17 protein-coding genes are annotated in these 19412 nt (G+C 66.6%); 10 read left to right on the forward strand and 7 right to left on the reverse strand.

The window, feature by feature from the left end; translation table 11 throughout:
* The first annotated feature begins 236 nt into the window (after window positions 1-236).
* The 6 genes from DFR40_RS00715 (at window position 237) to DFR40_RS00740 (ending at window position 6284) form a co-directional block, all read left to right on the forward strand.
* The gene (locus tag DFR40_RS00715; RefSeq protein ID WP_121456571.1) at window positions 237-1067 is read left to right on the forward strand and encodes a hypothetical protein; all 831 of its coding nucleotides are present in this window, start codon (window positions 237-239) and stop codon (window positions 1065-1067) included.
* Between the two features lie 205 nt (window positions 1068-1272).
* Complete coding sequence (gene gmk, locus DFR40_RS00720; protein ID WP_121456619.1) at window positions 1273-1881, forward strand: guanylate kinase; 609 nt, start codon at window positions 1273-1275, stop codon at window positions 1879-1881.
* Window positions 1882-1901: 20 nt separating this feature from the next.
* Window positions 1902-2108: a DNA-directed RNA polymerase subunit omega gene (gene rpoZ / locus DFR40_RS00725; protein WP_121456572.1), complete on the forward strand. Its 207-nt coding sequence runs from the start codon at window positions 1902-1904 to the stop codon at window positions 2106-2108.
* 20 nt (window positions 2109-2128) lie between these two features.
* On the forward strand, window positions 2129-4279 hold the full coding sequence (locus DFR40_RS00730) for a RelA/SpoT family protein (protein ID WP_245985556.1): 2151 nt from the start codon (window positions 2129-2131) through the stop codon (window positions 4277-4279).
* Window positions 4276-5529, forward strand: coding sequence for a D-amino acid dehydrogenase (locus DFR40_RS00735; RefSeq protein WP_121456574.1), 1254 nt, complete (start codon window positions 4276-4278; stop codon window positions 5527-5529). Before DFR40_RS00730 ends, DFR40_RS00735 begins: the two co-directional genes overlap by 4 nt.
* Window positions 5526-6284 carry a TatD family hydrolase gene (locus DFR40_RS00740; RefSeq protein ID WP_121456575.1) on the forward strand — a complete coding sequence of 253 codons (759 nt, stop codon included), beginning with the start codon at window positions 5526-5528 and terminating at the stop codon, window positions 6282-6284. Before DFR40_RS00735 ends, DFR40_RS00740 begins: the two co-directional genes overlap by 4 nt.
* Before the next feature lie 79 nt (window positions 6285-6363).
* On the opposite strand, the gene rpoH is transcribed toward DFR40_RS00740, so the two are convergent.
* Complete coding sequence (gene rpoH, locus DFR40_RS00745; RefSeq protein ID WP_121456576.1) at window positions 6364-7221, reverse strand: RNA polymerase sigma factor RpoH; 858 nt, start codon at window positions 7219-7221, stop codon at window positions 6364-6366.
* Window positions 7222-7305: 84 nt separating this feature from the next.
* On the opposite strand from rpoH, the gene gluQRS reads away from it, so the two are divergent.
* Window positions 7306-8253, forward strand: coding sequence for a tRNA glutamyl-Q(34) synthetase GluQRS (gene gluQRS, locus DFR40_RS00750; RefSeq protein ID WP_245985557.1), 948 nt, complete (start codon window positions 7306-7308; stop codon window positions 8251-8253).
* Here the strand turns inward: gluQRS and clsB are convergent.
* From clsB to DFR40_RS00770, 4 genes are read right to left on the reverse strand one after another with little or no spacing between them, the layout of a single operon-like run.
* Complete coding sequence (gene clsB / locus DFR40_RS00755; protein WP_121456578.1) at window positions 8231-9430, reverse strand: cardiolipin synthase ClsB; 1200 nt, start codon at window positions 9428-9430, stop codon at window positions 8231-8233. The two genes, gluQRS and clsB, sit on opposite strands and share 23 nt — an antisense overlap.
* On the reverse strand, window positions 9420-10178 hold the full coding sequence (locus DFR40_RS00760) for an endonuclease/exonuclease/phosphatase family protein (RefSeq protein WP_121456579.1): 759 nt from the start codon (window positions 10176-10178) through the stop codon (window positions 9420-9422). Before DFR40_RS00760 ends, clsB begins: the two co-directional genes overlap by 11 nt.
* Before the next feature lie 10 nt (window positions 10179-10188).
* Window positions 10189-11286: a quinolinate synthase NadA gene (gene nadA / locus DFR40_RS00765; protein ID WP_121456580.1), complete on the reverse strand. Its 1098-nt coding sequence runs from the start codon at window positions 11284-11286 to the stop codon at window positions 10189-10191.
* Window positions 11287-11346: 60 nt separating this feature from the next.
* Window positions 11347-11799: a rhodanese-like domain-containing protein gene (locus DFR40_RS00770; RefSeq protein WP_121456581.1), complete on the reverse strand. Its 453-nt coding sequence runs from the start codon at window positions 11797-11799 to the stop codon at window positions 11347-11349.
* A gap of 46 nt (window positions 11800-11845) precedes the next feature.
* Here DFR40_RS00770 and DFR40_RS00775 point away from each other — a divergent pair, with 46 nt between their 5' ends.
* The 3 genes from DFR40_RS00775 to DFR40_RS00785 all read left to right on the forward strand — a co-directional run bounded on the left by DFR40_RS00775 (window position 11846) and on the right by DFR40_RS00785 (window position 15157).
* Window positions 11846-13000 carry a cation diffusion facilitator family transporter gene (locus tag DFR40_RS00775; RefSeq protein WP_121456582.1) on the forward strand — a complete coding sequence of 385 codons (1155 nt, stop codon included), beginning with the start codon at window positions 11846-11848 and terminating at the stop codon, window positions 12998-13000.
* Between the two features lie 189 nt (window positions 13001-13189).
* On the forward strand, window positions 13190-14605 hold the full coding sequence (gene glnA, locus DFR40_RS00780; protein WP_121456583.1) for a type I glutamate--ammonia ligase: 1416 nt from the start codon (window positions 13190-13192) through the stop codon (window positions 14603-14605).
* Between the two features lie 111 nt (window positions 14606-14716).
* Window positions 14717-15157, forward strand: coding sequence for a DUF4124 domain-containing protein (locus tag DFR40_RS00785; protein WP_170160119.1), 441 nt, complete (start codon window positions 14717-14719; stop codon window positions 15155-15157).
* A 6-nt stretch (window positions 15158-15163) separates the two neighbouring features.
* Here DFR40_RS00785 and DFR40_RS00790 read toward each other — a convergent pair whose 3' ends face one another.
* Together DFR40_RS00790 and DFR40_RS00795 are read right to left on the reverse strand one after the other, a co-directional pair.
* Window positions 15164-18301: an efflux RND transporter permease subunit gene (locus DFR40_RS00790; protein WP_121456585.1), complete on the reverse strand. Its 3138-nt coding sequence runs from the start codon at window positions 18299-18301 to the stop codon at window positions 15164-15166.
* 1 nt (window position 18302) lies between these two features.
* The gene (locus DFR40_RS00795) at window positions 18303-19391 is read right to left on the reverse strand and encodes an efflux RND transporter periplasmic adaptor subunit (RefSeq protein WP_170160120.1); all 1089 of its coding nucleotides are present in this window, start codon (window positions 19389-19391) and stop codon (window positions 18303-18305) included.
* Window positions 19392-19412: the final 21 nt, after the last annotated feature.

The following is a 19412-nucleotide window of genomic DNA, read 5'->3' on the forward strand; positions in this document are numbered from 1 at the left end:
GGGAGGATGGTTGTGTAAGATTTCAGGAGGCGCGATGGACTTGTTTGATCGCTACACGAATGCGCTGGAAAGGGTGATTCGTGTGGGGTCCCACGTGACTGCCGCTAAAGCAGCATGTGGGGGGCTACGAGAAGGCCCGCAGGTTTAGCAGTGACTCAAGGGACTGTTTCCTGCCTGAGTGACGTAGGGGGATACAGGGCGCTTACGACTATCAGGACGAAGGCAGGGTTGGTTCTATGGCGAACAAGTCAAAAGTATTTCCACTCGATTTCGACGCGCAAGAATGGACTTTAGAGGCGGCTTTGCCGTGGGTTTTCTTTGGTGACTTCAGAGACAAGGAGTCCTGGACGGATCTTACCGATTTCGCCATCAAGTTCATGGTCGGTGATGTTGATGAGCGGTCAAACAGCATACACCTCAAGCCGTACACCCGAGAGTTACAGAAGCACTTCAGAGAACATGGAGTGATGCGGCGTCATACAGCTTTTTCCCCTTTGGTTTGGTGCCGACTAGCAATTCAGTTCTGGTTAAAACTCGGTGGTCGTCAGGAGGCTTTCATGTCAGCAATGACCAAGTGGGTTAGAAAGCAGAATAAAGGGGGAATGGCGTTCGTCGTTTATCGCTGTGCCAGTACTGGCAAGAAAAGGAGGATGCCGATGGAGGCTTTCCTTTTCGGCAGGGAGCTCCCCGACCTAATGTCAACCGAATGGGAGTACAAGCAGAAGGCCGTCAGCTCCCCCAAGCTGAATGGGAAATCCTTGTGTAAGGGGGCGCGTATTGATGAGGATAAGGTTGGTGCCAACCTTCTTGGGGCACTGAGGTCTGCCGTCGCTGATTTGGCAAAGGGGACAAGGAATAAATCTTCGCTTCTCCGTCGCCTTGATCCAGAGACAGGGAAGTATAGGTACCGAGGGGGACGTGAGGATTTGTTGGGTGAAGTCTGCCTTCAAGAAGATGGAGCCAAAGGAAAGTGGAGGTTCAAGAATGGGGGGGGCGGTCCGTACGCGACATCGGCGCTGCTTAAAGCGGTATCGATGGTGGCTATCTGCCGCAAGTCTTGGCCGTGAAAGGTCAGGTTTCTAAATGCGGGCTACCCAGCAGGGCCTGATAGAATCCGAGACATTGTTGACCTTAGAAATTGACCCATGAAAAACGTGCACCTCTGCGTGAACCCCTTTCAAATGTCGAGTAATGAGAAATCAGTAGTGGCGGGCATTCGTGCCCGCCACTACTGATTCAGATCCACCTCGAATGACGCCGACGGAGCCCAGCATGACCGGCAATCTCTATGTCGTCGCAGCGCCCTCGGGTGCCGGCAAGACCACGCTGGTGCGCATGCTGCTCGAGCGCGAGCCGGCGGTGCACCTGTCGATTTCCTTCACCACCCGGGCGCCGCGTCCAGGCGAGGAAAACGGCCGCGAATACCATTTCGTCGCGGTCGACGCCTTCCGGGCGATGATTTCCCGCGACGAGTTCCTCGAGTGGGCGGAAGTGCACGGCAACTTCTACGGCACCTCGAAGAAATGGATCGGCGACCAGCTTGCCGCCGGCCACGACGTGCTGCTCGAGATCGACTGGCAGGGCGCGCAGCAGGTGCGCAAGCTGTTCCCCGACGCCATCGGCGTGTTCATCCTGCCGCCGTCGATGGCCGAGCTGACGCGGCGCCTGACCGGTCGCGGCACCGACGCCGCCGACGTCATCGAGCGCCGCCTGGCCGCCGCCGAGGCGGAGATGCGCCATGTCGGGGAATTCGACTATGTTATTATTAACGACCAACTGGACCAGGCCCTGGACGACTTGCGCGCGATCGTGCGCAGTTCCCGCCTGGATTTGGGCAGACAGCGGGCACGTCATCCGGCCCTGTTTGCCAAGCTGCTTTGAAGAATTGATGAGGTTTTAACATGGCCCGCGTGACCGTCGATGATTGCCTGAAGAGGATCCCCAACCGTTTCCAGATGACCCTGGCTGCCGCCCACCGCGCCCGCCAGATCGCCAACGGCGCGACGCCGCTGGTCGAGGTCGACAAGGACAAGCCGACCGTCATCGCCCTGCGTGAAATGGCTCTCGGCAAGGTCGGGCTGGAAGTCCTCAACCGCGGCCAGGCCTGATTTTCCGGGCGGTGAAGCCTGTGGACCCCGCGCCTTCACTTCCGCCCAACTACGAGGAAGCCGCCTACCGCGTCTTCCTCGACAGTCTCGATTATCTGCCCCCGGCTGACGTCGACCGCATCAAGTCGGCCTACGCCTTCGCCGCCAAGGCGCATGCGCACCAGAAGCGCATGTCGGGCGAGCCCTACATCACCCATCCGCTTGCCGTGGCCGGCGCCGTCGTCGAATGGTGCATGGATGCCGACGCGGTTTGTGCAGCGCTGCTGCACGACACGATGGAGGATACCGGGGCGACCAAGCAGGAGCTGGCCGAGAAATTCGGCAAGGAAGTCGCCGACCTGGTCGACGGCCTGTCCAAGCTCGACAAGATGGAATTCGCCTCCTACCAGGAGGCGCAGGCCGAGAATTTCCGCAAGATGCTGATGGCGATGGCGCGCGACCTGCGCGTCGTCATGATCAAGCTCGCCGACCGTCATCACAACATCCAGACGATGTCGGCGATGCGTGCCGACAAGCGCGTCCGGATCGCCCGCGAGACGCTCGAGATCTATGCGCCGATCGCCCTCCGGCTCGGCCTCAACAAGCTCTACCGCGAACTCCAGGACACCTCGTTCCGGCTGATCCATCCGCATCGTGCCGAGGTCCTGGCCAAGGCGCTGCGTGCCGCCAAGGGCAACCGCCGCGAACTACTCACGCGAATCCAGGAAGGCATCTGCGACAAGCTCGCGCACGCCGGCCTGACCGCCGAGGTCTTCGGTCGCGAGAAGAGCCTGTACTCGATCTTCTGCAAGATGAAGGACAAGCACCTGTCGTTCTCGCAGGTGCTCGACATCTACGGTTTCCGCGTCGTCGTCGACAACGTGCCCAGCTGCTACCTGGCGCTTGGTGCGCTGCACAGCCTGTACAAGCCGGTGCCCGGCAAGTTCAAGGACTACGTCGCGATTCCCAAGGCCAACGGCTACCAGTCGCTGCACACGACGCTGATCGGGCCGTACGGCACGCCGGTCGAAGTCCAGATCCGTACCCGCGAGATGCATCAGGTCGCCCAGGACGGCGTCGCCTCGCACTGGCTGTACAAGGACGGCAACGAAAGCAGCGCCGAGTTGCAGATCAAGACGCACAAGTGGCTGCAGTCGCTGCTCGAGTCGCAATCGGGCAATTCGGCGGAGTTCTTCGAGGACGTCAAGGTCGACCTCTTCCCCGACGAAGTCTATGTATTCACGCCCAAGGGCAAGATCATGGCCTTGCCGCAGGGGGCGACCGCGGTCGACTTCGCCTACGCGGTGCATACCGATGTCGGCAATCACTGCTCGGCGGCGCGCATCAACCACGAGTTGGCGCCGCTGCGCAGCGAACTGAGGAACGGCGACCTGGTCGAGATCATCACCGCGCCGGAGGCGACGCCGAACCCGGTGTGGCTGAGCTACGTGCGGACCGGCCGGGCGCGCAGCAAGATCCGGCATTTCCTGCGCACCACCCAGCACGAGGAATCGGCCCGGCTTGGCGAGCGCCTGCTGCGCCAGGAGCTGCTCTCGCTCGGCGTCGTCCCGATCTCGATTCCCGAGCCGGCCTGGCATTCGCTGGTCAAGGCCAGCGGCCAGCACACGCTGGAAGAGGTCTACGCCGACATCGGCCTGGGCAAGCGCCTGCCCTCGGTGGTCGCCCGCCGCCTGCTGGCGCGTGAGGACATGGCGGCGGCAGTGCCGGGCGGACTGACGCTGGCGATCCACGGCAACGAAGGCATGGCGATCCAGCTGGCGCCCTGCTGCCAGCCGATCCCCGGCGATCCGATCATCGGCTCGATCCGCAAGGGCAGCGGCATGGTCATCCACACCCACGATTGCGCGGCGATCCGCAAGTCGCGCACCAGCGAGCCGCAGAAGTGGATCGACGTCGAGTGGGAGCCCGAGGAAGGCAAGCTGTTCGAGTTGCGCATCCGGGTCGAGGTCAAGAACAAGCGCGGCGTTCTCGCCCAGGTCGCGGCGGCGATCGCCGAGGCCGGTTCGAACATCGAGCACGTGGCCATGGATGCCGATCCGGAACGCCTGTTCACGCTGCTCCACTTCACCATCCAGGTTGCCAACCGCAACCATCTGGCGGCCGTCATGCGCGGCATCCGCCAATTGCCGGAAGTCAGCCGGATCGTCCGCGAAAAGGGAGGCGAGGCTTGAGGATACTGGTCCTCGGCGCCGGCGTCGTCGGCACCACCAGCGCCTGGTATCTGCGGGCGGCCGGCCACGAGGTCACGGTCGTCGACCGCCAGCCGGCGCCGGGGCTGGAAACCAGCTTTGCCAACGGCGGCCAGATTTCCGTTTCGCACGCCGAGCCCTGGGCCAATCCGCATGTCCTGCCGCGTCTGCTGAAGTGGCTTGGCCGGCGCGACGCGCCGCTGCTCTGGCACTGGCGACCCGACGCCCGCCAGTGGCTGTGGGGCCTGCGCTTCCTGCGCGAATGCCTGCCCGGGCGGACCGAGGCCAACATCGCCGCGATCGTCGGCCTGGCGCTCTACAGCCGGCAGCAACTGCAGCAGTTGCGCAGCGACCTCGGCCTTGAATACGACCATCTGCAGCGCGGCATCCTGCACATCTACACCGACCGCGACGAACTCGCCGCGGCGATGACTGCGGCCCGCGTCATGGCCCGTCACGGCCTCGATCGCGAGATCGTCGATGTCCAGACCTGCCTGGCGATCGAGCCGGCACTCGCCGGCGCCGCCCATCTGCTGGTCGGCGGCGACTACACGCCGTCCGATGAGTCCGGCGATGCCCATCTGTTCACCCGTGCGCTCGCCGAGCGGGCGGCGGCCGCCGGCGTCGTCTTCCGCTACGCTACCGAGATCGAGCGGATCGCCTCGCGCGGCAACCGGGTTGCCGGTGTGGTCGTCGGCGACAGCCAGGGGCCGGCCCTGCTGACTGCCGACGCCTACGTGCTGGCGCTGGGCAGCTATTCGCCGCTGCTCGCCCGGCCGCTCGGCATCGGCCTGCCGATCTGCCCGGCCAAGGGCTATTCGGCGACGCTGACGCTGGCCGATACGGCTGCCGCGCCCAGCGTCAGCATCACCGACGACGAGCGCAAGCTGGTCTTCTCGCGCCTCGGCAACCGCCTGCGCATCGCCGGCACCGCCGAGTTCGCCGGTTACGACCTCGGGCTCGACGCTGTTCGTTGCCAGGCGCTGATCGATCGTACCCGGCAGCTTTTCCCGCGTCTCGAGATCACCGGCGAGCCGACCTACTGGTGCGGGCTGCGCCCGGCGACGCCGTCCAACCTGCCGTGCATCGGCCGTTCGCGCCTCGACAACCTGTGGCTCAATACCGGCCACGGCACGCTCGGCTGGACGATGGCCTGCGGTTCGGCGGCGGCGCTGGCCGACCTCGTCGGCGGCCGGCGGCCGGCGCCCGAATTCCCCTTCCTGCGCGGATGATCGATACCCACTGCCACCTCGATGCGGCCGAATTCGCCGCCGATCGGGCGGCGGTGCAGGCGGCGGCGCAGGCCGCCGGGGTCGATGCGATCCTCGTGCCGGGGGTCACGGTCGATGCCTTTCCCGGGCAAAAAACCGTCGTCGCCGGCTGTCCGGGGGCGCTTGCCGCCTACGGCATCCATCCGCTCTACGTGCCGGCGGCAGCCGACGGCGACCTTGCCGTGGTCGGCGACTGGCTGGCCCGTGAGCGCCCGGTCGCGGTCGGCGAGATCGGGCTCGACGGCTATGTCGCCGGCGCCGACATGGCGCGCCAGACCGCGTTTTTCGTCGCCCAGCTGCAACTGGCCCGCGAGTTCGACCTGCCGGTGATTCTCCATGTCCGCCGGGCGATCGACCCGGTGCTGCGCGAGTTGCGCCGCTGGCGCGTGCGCGGTGGCATCGCCCATGCCTTCAACGGCAGCCGCCAGCAGGCCGACGAGTTCCTCAAGCTCGGCTTCAAGCTCGGTTTCGGCGGTGCCGCGACCTATGCCGGATCGACGCGCATCCGCGCCCTGGCGGCGACCCTGCCGGCCGAGGCGATCGTGCTCGAGACCGACGCCCCGGACATTCCGCCGGCCTGGCTCAACCGCGGCCGCAACACGCCCGGCGAACTGGCCCGGATCGCCGATGCGATCGCCGGCTTGCGCGGGGTCAGCCGGGCGGCGCTGGTCGCCCAGGCCGACGCCAACGCCAGGGCGGTGCTCGGCGGTTTTTGAGGCAATTTGACGGTCGACCGTCAAATACCAATGAAAACGGGCGCTCGCGGCGCCCGTCGTGCTTGTCGGCCGGCCCGTCTCAGGCGGCGAGCAGGCCGCGCATCTTCTGCAGCGCCTTGGCTTCGATCTGGCGAATGCGCTCGGCCGAGACGTCGAACTCGGCGGCCAGTTCGTGCAGCGTTGCCGCTTCGCCCTCCGCCAGCCAGCGGGCTTCGACGATGCGCCGGCTGCGCGGGTCGAGGGCGGCCAGCGCCTGCTGCAGGCCGTCGCTCTCGAGCGCCGCGCGGGCCTTGTTCTCGAGCATGCGCGTCGGTTCGTAGCGGTTGTCGGCCAGATAGTCGATCGGCGCGAAGGCGTCGTCGCCGTCGTCCGGGTTGCCTTCGAGGGCGAGATCGCGGCCGGACAGCCGGGTTTCCATCTCGACCACTTCCTCGCGCTTGACGCCGAGGCGCTCGGCGACTTCGGCGGCCTGGCTGCCGGAGAGCGTGTCCACGCCCTCGTAGTCGGCCTTCAGGCTGCGCAGGTTGAAGAACAGCTTGCGCTGCGCCTTGGTCGTGGCGACCTTGACCAGGCGCCAGTTCTTGAGCACGTATTCGTGGATCTCGGCCTTGATCCAGTGCATCGCGAACGAGACCAGGCGGACGCCGCGCGACGGATCGAAGCGCTTGACCGCCTTCATCAGGCCGATGTTGCCTTCCTGGATCAGGTCGGCGTGCGGCAGGCCGTAGCCGAGATAACCGCGGGCGATGGAGATGACGAGACGCAGGTGCGAAAGGACGAGCTGACGCGCGGCATCGACATCGCCGTCGTCGCGGAAACGCTCGGCCAGCCGCGTCTCTTCCGCCTCGGACAGCATCGGGTAACGGTTCGCCGCCTGGATGTAGGCGTCGATGTTGCCGACGGCAGAGGGAACGGGAAGCGCCAGGGCATGGGTCATAGCGTAGAATCCTCCTTCATCTGATGGAACTATTTTAGCACTCGCTGCTTGAGAGTGCTAAGTATGCGAGCGAGTTTCCGGAACGTGTGTAACAAATTTCAACCGCCTGCCCCGGCCCCGGAAACGCCGCACTATCGCGGCCGCTTCGCGCCGTCGCCGACCGGTGCGCTGCATTTCGGTTCGCTGATCGCCGCCCTGGCCAGCTGCCTCGATGCCCGCGCCCACGGCGGCGAATGGCTGGTGCGCATGGAGGACGTCGATGCCGAGCGCAACGTCCCCGGCGCCGCCGACGAGATCCTGCGCACGCTCGAGGCTTTCGGTTTTGCCTGGGACGGCGAAGTGCTCTGGCAGAGCACCCGCGACGACGCCTACGCGGCGGCGCTGGCCGAGCTGGTCGCGGCCGGGCTGGCTTATCCCTGCGCCTGCTCGCGCAAGGAAATCGCTGCCCGGACAACGCGGCCGGCGATCGACGGCGGCCTGATCTATCCCGGTACCTGCCGCAACGGCCTGGCACCGGGCGCGGCAGCCCGGGCCTGGCGGCTGCGCGTCGACCAGGCGCCGCTGGCCTTCGTCGACCGCCTGCAGGGCGAGGTCGCCCAGCAGCTCGAAGACGCTGTCGGCGATTTCGTCCTGCGCCGTGCCGACGGGTTGTTCGCCTACCAGCTGGCGGTGGTCGTCGACGATCATTTCCAGGGCATCACCGACGTCGTTCGCGGCGCCGACCTGCTCGCCTCGACGCCGCGCCAGGTCTGGCTGCAGCGTTGCCTCGGCTACCCGACGCCGCGTTACGCGCACCTGCCGGTGGCGACCAACGCGGCCGGCGAGAAGTGGTCGAAGCAGACGCTGGCGCCGGCGCTGGAATGCGGCAAGGCAGCGGCCGAACTGGTGCGGGCGCTGGCCTTCCTCGGGCAGCCGGTACCGTTCGAGCTGGGCCGGGCGACGGTCGCCGAGGTCTGGAACTGGGCCTTCGCCCACTGGTCGTTTGCCGCAGTTCCCCGGCAGGCGGCGATCAGCGCTCCGGCGGCGCCTTGACCCGGTCCTCGGCCCGCCAGTGGCGGTCGCCGTAGCCGGCGATGCCGACCAGCAGGCGGACGATGCCGTAGCTCAGCCAGCGCAGCAGGCGCGACGACCAGGCCTGGCCGAGGATGTCCTCGGCCAGCATTTCGCGGCTGCCGTCGCGCATCGCGGCGTCCAGGCTGGCACGCAGTTCGCCGGCGAAGCGGCGGTCGCGCACGACCAGGTTGGCCTCCTTGGCCAGCAGCAGGCTGAACGGGTCGATGTTCGACGAGCCGACGGTTGCCCATTCGCCGTCGATGACCGCGACCTTGGCGTGCATGAAGCTTTTCTCGTACTCGAAGATGCGGATGCCGGCCTTGAGCCCGGCGGCATAGAGCGTCTGCGTCGCGTAGCGGAGCAGCGGGTGGTCGGTCTTGCCCTGCAGCAGCACGGTGATGCGCACGCCGCGGCGGGCGGCGGCGAAAAGCGCGCGGCCGAAGCGGATGCCGGGCAGGAAGTAGGCGTTGGCGATCAGGATCTCGGTCGCGGCGGCGTCGATCGCGTCGATGTAGGCATTCATGATGTCGGCGCGGTGGCGGATGTTGTCGCGGATCAGGAAGGCCGCCTGCTGGTCGCCGACGGCCGCGCAGCAGGGTTTGATGATGGGCGCCAGGCGGAAGCGGCGGCGGAAGTTGGCCCAGGTGACGATTTCCCACATCCGCCGCGCCGCGTGGTGCACCTGCGCCAGCACCGGACCTTCGATGCGCACCGCGTAGTCGTAGCGCGGGCGCATGTCTTCCGGTGCGTTATCGTCGTCGACGATGTTGATGCCGCCGACGAAGGCGACGCGTCCGTCGATCACCGCCAGCTTGCGGTGCAGCCGGCGCAGGCGGTGGCGCTGGAAATGGAAGCGGCCGATTTCCGGTCGGTAGAACAGCGAGCGGACGCCGGCCTCGGCGAGTTGCGGGCGGAAGTCCTCGGCGAAATTGCGGGCGCCGAAGCCGTCGACCGTGACATTGACGATGACGCCACGCCGGGCTGCTGCGCACAGTGCCGAAGCGACTTCGTGGCCGACGGGGTCGTCGGCGAAGATGTAGCTTTCCAGGTAGATCTCGCGCTCGGCGGCGGCGAGCGCGGCGAGCAGCGCAGGGAAGTACTCGCGCCCGGATTCGAGCAGCGTCAGGCGGTTGCCGGCGACGAAATCAGGCGCCATGCCTCGTCAGGAAGGCCGAAAGCGCCGCGTGGTCGGAAATCGCCGACCATGGTGGGCCGTAATGCACCGCCGTTTCGCGGACCGCGAAGCCGCGCACGTAGATGCGGTCGAGCCGGAACATCGGCATCGCCGCCGGAAAACTGCGCACCGGACGGCCGCCGACGGCCTGCGAGAAGACTTCCTGGAGGCCGAGGCGGCGGGCCAGATGCTCGCAGGCGCGGCTGCGCCAGTCGTTGAAATCGCCGGCGACGATCAGCGGCGCATCGGGATCGTCGAGGCGGTCGAGGTAATCGGCCAGCGCGTCCATCTGGCGCCGCCGCGAATGCCCGAACAGCGACAGGTGCACGCACACGCAGTGCGCCGCCGGCCCCTGCGGCAGCTCGATCCGGCAGTGCAGCATGCCGCGCTTCTCGAACTGCAGATGGGTCACGTCCTGGTTGTGCGCGTGCAGGATCGGGAAGCGCGACAGGATCGCGTTGCCGTGGTGGCCGTGGTCGTAAATCATGTTGCGGCCGTAGGCCGACTGCCAGACCTCGTCGGCGAGGAACTCGTGCTGCGGCCGACCCGGCCAGTCGGCATGCCGCTCGGCGTGGCCGAGGTGCAGGCCCTGGACCTCCTGCAGGAAGACGATGTCCGGGTTGAGGTGGCGCAGCCGCTCGCGCAGCTCATGCACCATCATCCGCCGGTTGAACTGCGAGAAACCCTTGTGGATGTTGTAGGTGGCGATGTGCAGCGCGGGCTGGCTCATGGTGCGGCGGTCAGGAGATCGCCAGCATGCGGTCGAGCGCCAGGCGGGCGAACCTGACCTCGTGTGCCGGCACCTTGATCTGGTTGACCACCTTGCCCTCGACCAGGTTTTCCAGCGTCCACGCCAGGTGCTGCGGGTCGATGCGCTGCATCGTCGAGCACATGCAGACGGTGGTCGCCATGAACTGGACGATCTTGTCCTGCGGCAGCACCTCTTTCGCCAGGCGCTCGACCAGGTTCAACTCGGTGCCGACCAGCCAGCGCGTGCCGGCCGGGGCTTCCTTGATCGTCTTGACGATGTGCTCGGTCGAACCGACGTAATCGGACGCCGCGCAGACCTCGAAATTGCACTCGGGGTGAGCGATCACTTTCCCCTCCGGGTACTTGGCGCGGAAGGCGTCGATGTGCGATTTCTGGAACATCTGGTGCACCGAGCAGTGGCCCTTCCACAGCAGGATTTTTGCCTTTTTGACCTGGTCGACCGTCAGACCGCCCATTTCCAGGTCGGGATCCCAGACGACCATCTCGTCCATCGGGAAACCCATCTGGTGGCCGGTCCACCGGCCGAGGTGCTGGTCGGGGAAGAACAGCACCTTGGGCCGCTGCGCGAAGGCCCACTTGGCGATCGTGCCGGCGTTCGACGAGGTGCACACGATGCCGCCGTGTTCGCCGCAGAAGGCCTTCAGGTCGGCCGCCGAGTTGATGTAGGTGACCGGCGTGACCTCGTTGTCGACATCGATCACCGAGGCCAGCTCGCGCCAGCAGCGTTCGACCTTGGCCAGGTTGGCCATGTCGGCCATCGAGCAGCCGGCGGCGAGGTCGGGCAGGATGGCGATCTGGTTCGGCGCGGTCATGATGTCGGCGACTTCGGCCATGAAATGCACGCCGCAGAAAATCACGTATTCGGCATCGGTTTGCGCCGCCAGCTTGGACAGTTTCAGCGAATCGCCGGTGAGGTCGGCGTGCTGGTAGACGTCGGCACGCTGGTAGTGGTGGCCGAGGATCACGGCGCGCTTGCCGAGCTTGGCGCGGGCGGCGCGGATGCGTTCCTGGCAGGCGTCGTCGGAGAGTTTGTTGAACGGGTCGAAGGAGATGGTCGCGGTGTGCATGCTGTTTCCGGTGAATCGCGCGGTCGACGCGCCGTTGAGGCAAAAAATGGGCGGGCGGGATTATCCCTGATGCCAGGGCAGTCCGGCACGTCGCCAGCCACCGACGGTGTTGCGGTGGCCGTTGGCGTCCTTGTCGCCCTCGAAGCCCTCGAGGACGTTGTAGCAGTTGGTGTAGCCGGCTTCGCTGGCGGCCGCGGCGGCGCCGATCGAGCGTACGCCGCTGCGGCAGACGAACATCACCAGCGCTTCCGGATCGACCTGGCGGGTCAGTTCGGCGAGGAAATGCGGGTTGCGCACGCCGCCCGGGTACTGGTTCCATTCGATCTCGACGGCACCGGGAATGCGGCCGACCCAGTCCCATTCGGCACGGGTGCGGACATCGACGAGGCGGGCGCCGGGGGCGGCCTGCCAGATTTCGAAGGCCTCGTGCGGCGTCAGTTCGCCCTGGTAGGGGCGTTCGAGATCGCGGGCGCGGATCTGCGCGAGGTCGAGTATTTCCCTGAGTTTGCCCATCTTGGATCGCTGCTAGAATCGAAGTCCACAGTATAGGGCAGAGTCGATGAGAGACGTTCATTCCGCGCCGCAGGCGCGCGCTGGCGAGGCACAACGGGCGACCTGGGTGAGCGTCGTGGTGAACCTGGTGCTGACCCTGGCCCAGTTGCTGGTCGGCTGGCTGGCGCATTCGCAGTCGCTGGTCGCGCACGGCCTGCATTCGTTTTCCGACCTGCTGTCGGATTTCCTGGTGATCTGGGCCAGCCGCCAGAGCGCGGTGCCCGCCGATCGCGCCCATCCCTACGGCCACGGTCGCGTCGAAACGGCGGCGACGCTGGTCCTTGGCGTTTCGCTGATCGCCATCGGCGCCGGCATCCTCTGGGAATCGGGCAGCCGCCTGCAGGCCGGCGTCGAGGCGCCGGCCGTCGGCTTGCTCGCCTTCTGGATCGCCGTGCTCACCGTCGTCGCCAAGGAGGGGCTCTATCGCTACCTGATCGGCGTCGCCGAAAAACTGCGTTCCCAGCTGTTGACCGCCAACGCCCTGCATACCCGGGCCGACGCCGCTTCGGCGCTGGTCGTCGTCGTCGGCATCGGCGGTGCCCTGCTCGGCTGGACCTTCCTCGACCTGCTGGCGGCGGCGCTGATGGGTTTCATGATCCTGCGCATGGGCGCCGAACTGGCCCGCGATGCGATCAAGGAACTGATCGACACCGGCCTCGACGAAGTCCAGGTCGCGGCGATCCGGGCGACGCTGGCGGCGACTCCCGGCGTGCTTGGCGTGCACGCGCTGCGGACGCGGCGCATGGCGCACCAGGCGCTGGTTGACGTGCATGTTCAGGTGGCGCCGATGATCAGCGTCTCGGAAGGCCACCGCATTGCCGAAGCCGCCCGCGCCCGGGTGCTGCGCGAACATCCCGAGGTGCTCGACGTGCTCGTCCATGTCGACCCCGAGGACGATCTCGAGCCCGACCTGGCGGCGATGCGCCTGCCCGGCCGGGAAACCCTGCTGCCCTTGCTGCAGCCCCTGCTCGCCGATCTGCCGCCGCCGGAGCGCGTCGTCCTGCATTATCTCGGTGGTCAGGTCGAGGTCGATCTCTATTTCGCCCAGTCCAGCCTGGCTTGTGCCGGGGCCTTGAGCGAGGCCGAAGCACGCCTGGCCGGGCGGCTGGATGAGCTGCCGATGGTGCGTGCGCTGCGCCTCAATTGCGTTTCTGCACCATAATTGTGCGTTGTGAATTGGTGGGCATCGTTTTGGTGCATTTCTTTTCCTGGCGCCGCCGATAGGCCCTTGTGGCACAATGCAAATTCCCGCGATCGGTGTTTGGCACGCTTTCTGCTAATTGTGGTCGCTGCGATTTACTGATTTTCGCCGGCTGTGCCGGCGGGCTGTTTTCTTAGGAGACTAACGCGTATGGCAACCCCGCAAGACGTGATCAACATGATCAAGGAAAACGACGCCAAGTTCGTCGATTTCCGTTTCACCGACACCCGTGGCAAGGAACAGCACGTCACCGTGCCGATTTCGCACTTCGACGAAGACAAGTTTGAAAACGGCCACGCCTTCGACGGCTCGTCGATCGCCGGCTGGAAGGGCATCCAGGCTTCCGACATGCTGCTGATGCCGGATCCGTCCACCGCCTACATCGATCCCTTCTTCGACGAAACCACCGTCGTCCTCACCTGCGACGTCGTCGATCCGGCCGATGGCCGTGGTTACGACCGCGACCCGCGCTCGATCGCCAAGCGCGCCGAAGCCTACCTGAAGTCCTCCGGCATCGGCGACACCGCCTTCTTCGGTCCGGAACCCGAATTCTTCATCTTCGACGGCGTCGAATGGTCGGTCGACATGTCCGGCTGCTCGCTCAAGATTCATTCCGCCGAGGCGGCCTGGAATTCCGGCGAGAAGAACGACGGCAACGGCGCCACCGGTCACCGTCCGGCGGTCAAGGGCGGCTACTTCCCGGTTCCGCCGGTCGACAGCCTGCACGACATCCGCTCGGCCATGGTCCTGACCCTCGAATCCCTGGGCGTGCCGGTCGAAGTGCATCACCACGAAGTGGCCAACGCTGGCCAGTGCGAAATCGGTACCAAGTTCAGCACGCTGGTTCAGCGCGCCGACTGGACCCAGATCCAGAAGTACGTGACCCACAACGTCGCGCACCAGTACGGCAAGACCGCCACCTTCATGCCGAAGCCGATCGTCGGCGACAACGGCTCGGGCATGCACGTGCACCAGTCGGTCTGGAAGGATGGCAAGAACCTGTTCGCCGGTGACCAGTACGCTGGCCTGTCCGAACTGGCGCTGTTCTACATCGGCGGCATCATCAAGCACGCCAAGGCCCTGAACGCAATCACCAACCCGGGTACCAACTCCTACAAGCGTCTGGTTCCGCACTACGAAGCGCCGGTCAAGCTGGCCTACTCGGCCAAGAACCGTTCGGCCTCGATCCGCATCCCGTTCGTTGCCTCGACCAAGGCCCGTCGTATCGAAACCCGCTTCCCGGATCCGATCGCCAACCCGTACCTGTGCTTCGCCGCCCTGCTGATGGCCGGCCTCGACGGTATCCAGAACAAGATCCACCCGGGCGATCCGGCTGACAAGAACCTGTACGACCTGCCGCCGGAAGAGGATGCAAAGATCCCGACCGTCTGCGCGTCGCTCGAGGAAGCCCTGGAAAACCTGGACAAGGATCGCGAGTTCCTGACCCGTGGCGGTGTCTTCTCCAACGACTGGATCGATGCCTTCATCGCCCTGAAGATGGAAGAAGTGAACAAGATCCGCATGACGACCCACCCGGTCGAATTCGATCTGTACTACAGCTGCTGATCGACGCAGTCATGGCAAAAAGGGCGGGGATTCCCCGCCCTTTTTTTGTCCACCGCGCGGTCGCTTCGTCGTTAACCCGGTAAACTGCAAAGCTCTCGAGGATCCATGACGATGACACGTAGCCTGCTTGCCCTGCTTTGTGCGCTGGCGCCGATGGCGCTGTCGGCGCAGACGATCTACCGCTGCACCGATGCTGCCGGCGGCGTCCTGATTTCGAATAGCCGCGTCAACAAGAACTGCCTGGCGATTGCCAGCGAGGAATCGCCGGCTGCGCCTTCGCGTCCGGCGGCGAAAGCCTCGGCCAACCCGACCCCGGCCGGTTTTCCGCGCATCCAGGAAGATACCCAGAAATCGCGCGACAACGATCGCCGGCACATTCTCGAGCAGGAGCTCGCCGGCGAGCAGCGCAAGCTGGACGAGGCGCGCAAGGAGTTGGCCGCGCAGGATGCGGCACATGCCGGTGCCGAGCGCACGGCGCCCTACCGCGACCGCATCGCGCAGCACGAGCGCAACCTGCAGGCGCTGCAGAAGGAACTCGCCAACCTGCGCTGAAGCCGTTCAGCGACGGACCTTGTACCAAGCCGCGTAGAGGGCAGGCAGGAAGAACAGCGTCAGCGCGGTGGCGACGATCAGGCCGCCCATGATGGCGATCGCCATCGGCCCGAAGAAGTCGTTGCGCGACAGCGGAATCATCGCCAGTACCGCCGCCGCCGCCGTCAGCGCGATCGGGCGCAGGCGGCGTACCGTCGATTCGACGATGGCTTCGGCGCGGGCCTTGCCGGCGGCGAGGTCCTGCTCGATCTGGTCGACCAGGATCACCGAATTGCGCATGATCATGCCGAACAGTGCGATCGTCCCGAGCAGCGCCATGAAGCCGAAAGGCTGGTTGAACAAGAGCAGGAAGAGGACGATGCCGATGATCCCGAGCGGCGCCGTCAGCAGCACCATGATCACCCGCGATACGCTCTGCAGCTGGATCATCAGGATGGTGACGACGGCGAGCAGGAACAACGGGACGCCGGCGATCACCGAGCCCGAGCCCTTGGCCGACTCCTCGACGCTGCCGCCGGCGGCGATCCGGTAGCCTGCCGGCAGGCGTGCCTGCAACGCATCGATGTCGGCCTGCAGTGCCGCGACCACGGTCGCCGGCTGGGTTTCCCCATAGAGATTGGCACGCACGGTGATCGTCGGGACGCGGTCGCGACGCCAGATCAGACCGGGCTCGAACACCGGTTCCAGGTGCGCGACCTGGGCCAGGGGCACGCTGCGGCCGCTGGCGGTCGGCAGCATCAGGCCGGCCAGCGCCGAAGGGCGGTCGCGCTCGTCGGCGCTGGCGCGCAGGACGATGTCGATGCTCTTGCTGCCCTCGCGCAGGCTGCTCACCGTGTAGCCCTGCAGCGACATGCCGAGCAGGCCGGCGATGTCCTGGCTGGAAACGCCGAGCAGGCGTGCCTTGTCCTGGTCGATCTCGACGGCGATCGATTTCGACAGTTCGTGCCAGTCGAAATTGACGTTGGCCAGTCGTGCGTCGCTGCGCATCAGCGCTGCCACCTCGTCGGCGGCCTGGCGCAGGGTCGCCGGATCCTCGCCGGAAACGCGATACTGGACCGGATAGCCGACCGGCGGGCCGTTCTCGATCCGGGCGACGTTGGCACGCACGCCCGACGGATCGTTTTTGTAGTGTTCGATGAGTCGACCGCGCAAGGCTTCGCGGGCGGCGATATCCGGGGTCGCGATGATCAGCTGGCCGACGTTGGTGGCCGGCAGCTGCTGGTCGAGGCTGAGGAAGTAGCGCGGCGCGCCGCTGCCGATCCAGGCGATGTAGTGGCTGAAATCGTCGTGCGCGGCACGGTCGGCCGCCAGCCACGTCTCGAGTTCGCCGACCGCACGCTGCGTGGCGGCCAGCGAGGCGCCTTCCTGCAGGCGCAGTTCGACGTTCAGTTCGAGCCGGGTCGAGTTGGGGAAGAACTGCTTCTGCACCTTGCCCATGCCGAACAGGGCCAGTGCGAAGAGCAGCAGGGTGGCGCCGATGACCTGCCAGCGGTGGGCGACGCACCAGGCGACGAGCTGGCGGAAACGCTGGTAGAAGGGCGTGCCATAGACGTCGTGATCCTCGGCGTGGGCCGGGCCGTAGGCGCCGAGGCGGCGGGCCAGGCGCTCGAGCCGCGGCCAGCGTGCGGCGAGGCGGGGCGAGCCTTGCGGCGAACGCGGGTCGGGCAGCAGCTTGTAGCCGAGCCAGGGGATGGCGACGACGGCAGCCAGCCACGAGATGAGCAGGGCAATCGCGTTGATCTGGAAAAAGGCGAAGGCGTATTCGCCGGTCGACGATTTGGCCAGCGCGATCGGAATGAAGCCGGCGACGGTGACCAGCGTTCCCGACAGCATCGGACCGGCGGTACTGGTATAGGCGAAGGAGGCGGCGCGGGTGCGCTCCCAGCCCTGTTCCATCTTCACCCACATCATTTCGACGGCGATGATCGCGTCGTCGACGAGCAGGCCGAGGGCGAGGACCAGGGCGCCGAGCGAGACCTTGTGCAGGCCGACGTCGAGCCCGTCCATGGCCAGGAAGGTGGCGGCCAGGACCAGCGGGATCGAGATCGCGACGACCATGCCGGTGCGCAGGCCGAGGCTGATGAAGGTGACGGCGAGGACGACGATGACCGCCTCGGCCAGGGCCTTGACGAAGGCGTCGATGGAGCGGGTGACGGCGGCCGGCTGGCTGACCGCTTCGCCGATCTCGACGCCGACCGGCAGGGTCGGGCGCAGCTCGGCCAGGCGTTTCTCGAGGGCGCGGCCGAGCGCGATGATGTCGCCGCCCGGCGCCATCGAGACGCCGATGGCCAGTCCCGGCTGGCCGTTGAAACGGACCCGGGTGGCCGGCGGCTCGCTGGTGCCGCGGCGGACGCTGGCGATGTCGCCGAGGCGGAAGGTTTTCCCGCCGGCACGGATCAGCGTGTCGGCAACCGCCTGCTCGCTGCTGAAGGCGCCGCCGGGGCGGAGCTGGATGCGTTCGTCGGCGAGCTCGAAGAAGCCGGCGCCGGCGACCGCGTTCTGCTCGGCCAGCGCCTGCGCGATCGTCGCCGGCGCGACGCCCAGCGTCGCCAGCTTGGCGTTGGCCAGTTCGACGAAGATCTTTTCGTCCTGGATGCCGAAAATCTCGACCTTGCCGACATCGCGCACGTGCAGCAGCTCGTCGCGGATGCGTTCGGCCTGGTCCTTGAGCAGCGGCTCGCTGAGGCCTTCCCCGGTCAGCGCGAAGATGTTGCCGAAAACGTCGCCGAACTCGTCGTTGAAGAAGGGGCCCTGGATGCCGGTCGGCAGCGTGTGGCGGATGTCGCCGATCTTCTTGCGCACCTGATAGAAGACTTCCGGCATCTGCTTCGAGCGCAGGCTGTCCTTGGCGAAGAACAGCACCGTCGATTCGCCGGCGCGCGAGTAGCTGCTGACGCGGTCGAGGTAGGGCAGTTCCTGCAGCTTCTTCTCGATGCGGTCGGTCAGCTGCTGCTCGACCTGCTGCGCCGTGGCACCCGGCCACATCGTCCGGATCACCATCGCCTTGAAGGTGAAGGGCGGATCCTCGGCCTGGCCGAGCCGGCCGTAGGCGACGATGCCCATCAGGGCCAGGGCGAACATGAAGTAGCCGACCAGCGTGCGGTGGTGCAGCGTCCAGTCGGAGAGGTTGAAGCGCTGGCTCACGTCAGTGCTGGGCGGCCGGTGGCGGCGCGATCTTCGCGTGTACCGCCTGGCCTTCCTGGAGACGGCTGATGCCGGCGATGACGACGCTTTCGCCGGGATGCAGGCCGTCGCCGAGCAGGGCGCCGTCCTCGCGGAAGGCGGCGACGCGGACCGCGCGTCTGGCCAGCTTGCCGTCGGCGACGACCCAGACGAAGGCGCCATCGCCGCGGTCGCCGAGGGCGCTGAGCGGAACCAGCACGCCGCTGCCGGCGCTTTCGGCCGGGGCGACGCGGGCGGTCATGCCGAGGCGGACCTGGGGCGGCGGCGCGAGCAGGCGGATGCGTGCCGGGTAGGTGCGTGTCTGGGCGTCGGCGACTGCGCCGAGTTCGCGCAGTTCGCCGGCGATTTCGGTTTTCGGGTCGGCCCAGAGGTTGACCGTGAACTTGCCGGCGCGGCGGATTTCCTCGACCCGGCTTTCGGGGACGGCGATCAGGACTTCCTTTTCTTCCGGGCGGGCGATCCGGAACACCGGCTGGCCGGCGGCGACGACCTGGCCGACATCGGCCAGCACGGCGCTGACGACGGCCGGGAACTCGGCGGACAGCGTGCCGTAGGCGGCCTGGTTGCTGCTCATCCGGCTTTGCGCACGGGCCTGTTCGAGGCGCGCCTGGGCGGCGTTGAGGGCGTGCTGGCGGCTGTCGAAGGCGGCCTGGCTGACGAACTTGCGGGCGAGCAGGCCGGCGTAGCGCTCGCGCTCGGCGCTGCTGGTCGCGACCTCGCTCTCGGCCGCGGCGACCTGGGCGGCAGCGGCGGCGGCCGCCAGTTGCAGGTCGTTCGGGTCGAGGCGGGCGAGCGGTTGGCCGGCACGGATTTCGCTACCGGTATCGGCCAGACGCGCCGCAATCTTGCCGCCGACGCGGAAAGCCAGCTCCACCTCATGTCTGGCGCGCACTTCCCCGGTGAAGCTCGCGCCCCCGGACGGTGCGCCTGTGGCAATATGCACCAGAACGGTGCGAATCTCGTCGGCGCCTGGCGGCGGTGCGTTGCACGCGGCCAGCCAGGGCAGCACGAGAGGCAGCAAAAAGCGGGAAACGCGGCGGGAAGTGGTCATGGAATGACGGCAAAAGGAGTT

It is taken from the genome of Azonexus fungiphilus, assembly GCF_003634965.1.
GTDB lineage: Bacteria > Pseudomonadota > Gammaproteobacteria > Burkholderiales > Rhodocyclaceae > Azonexus > Azonexus fungiphilus.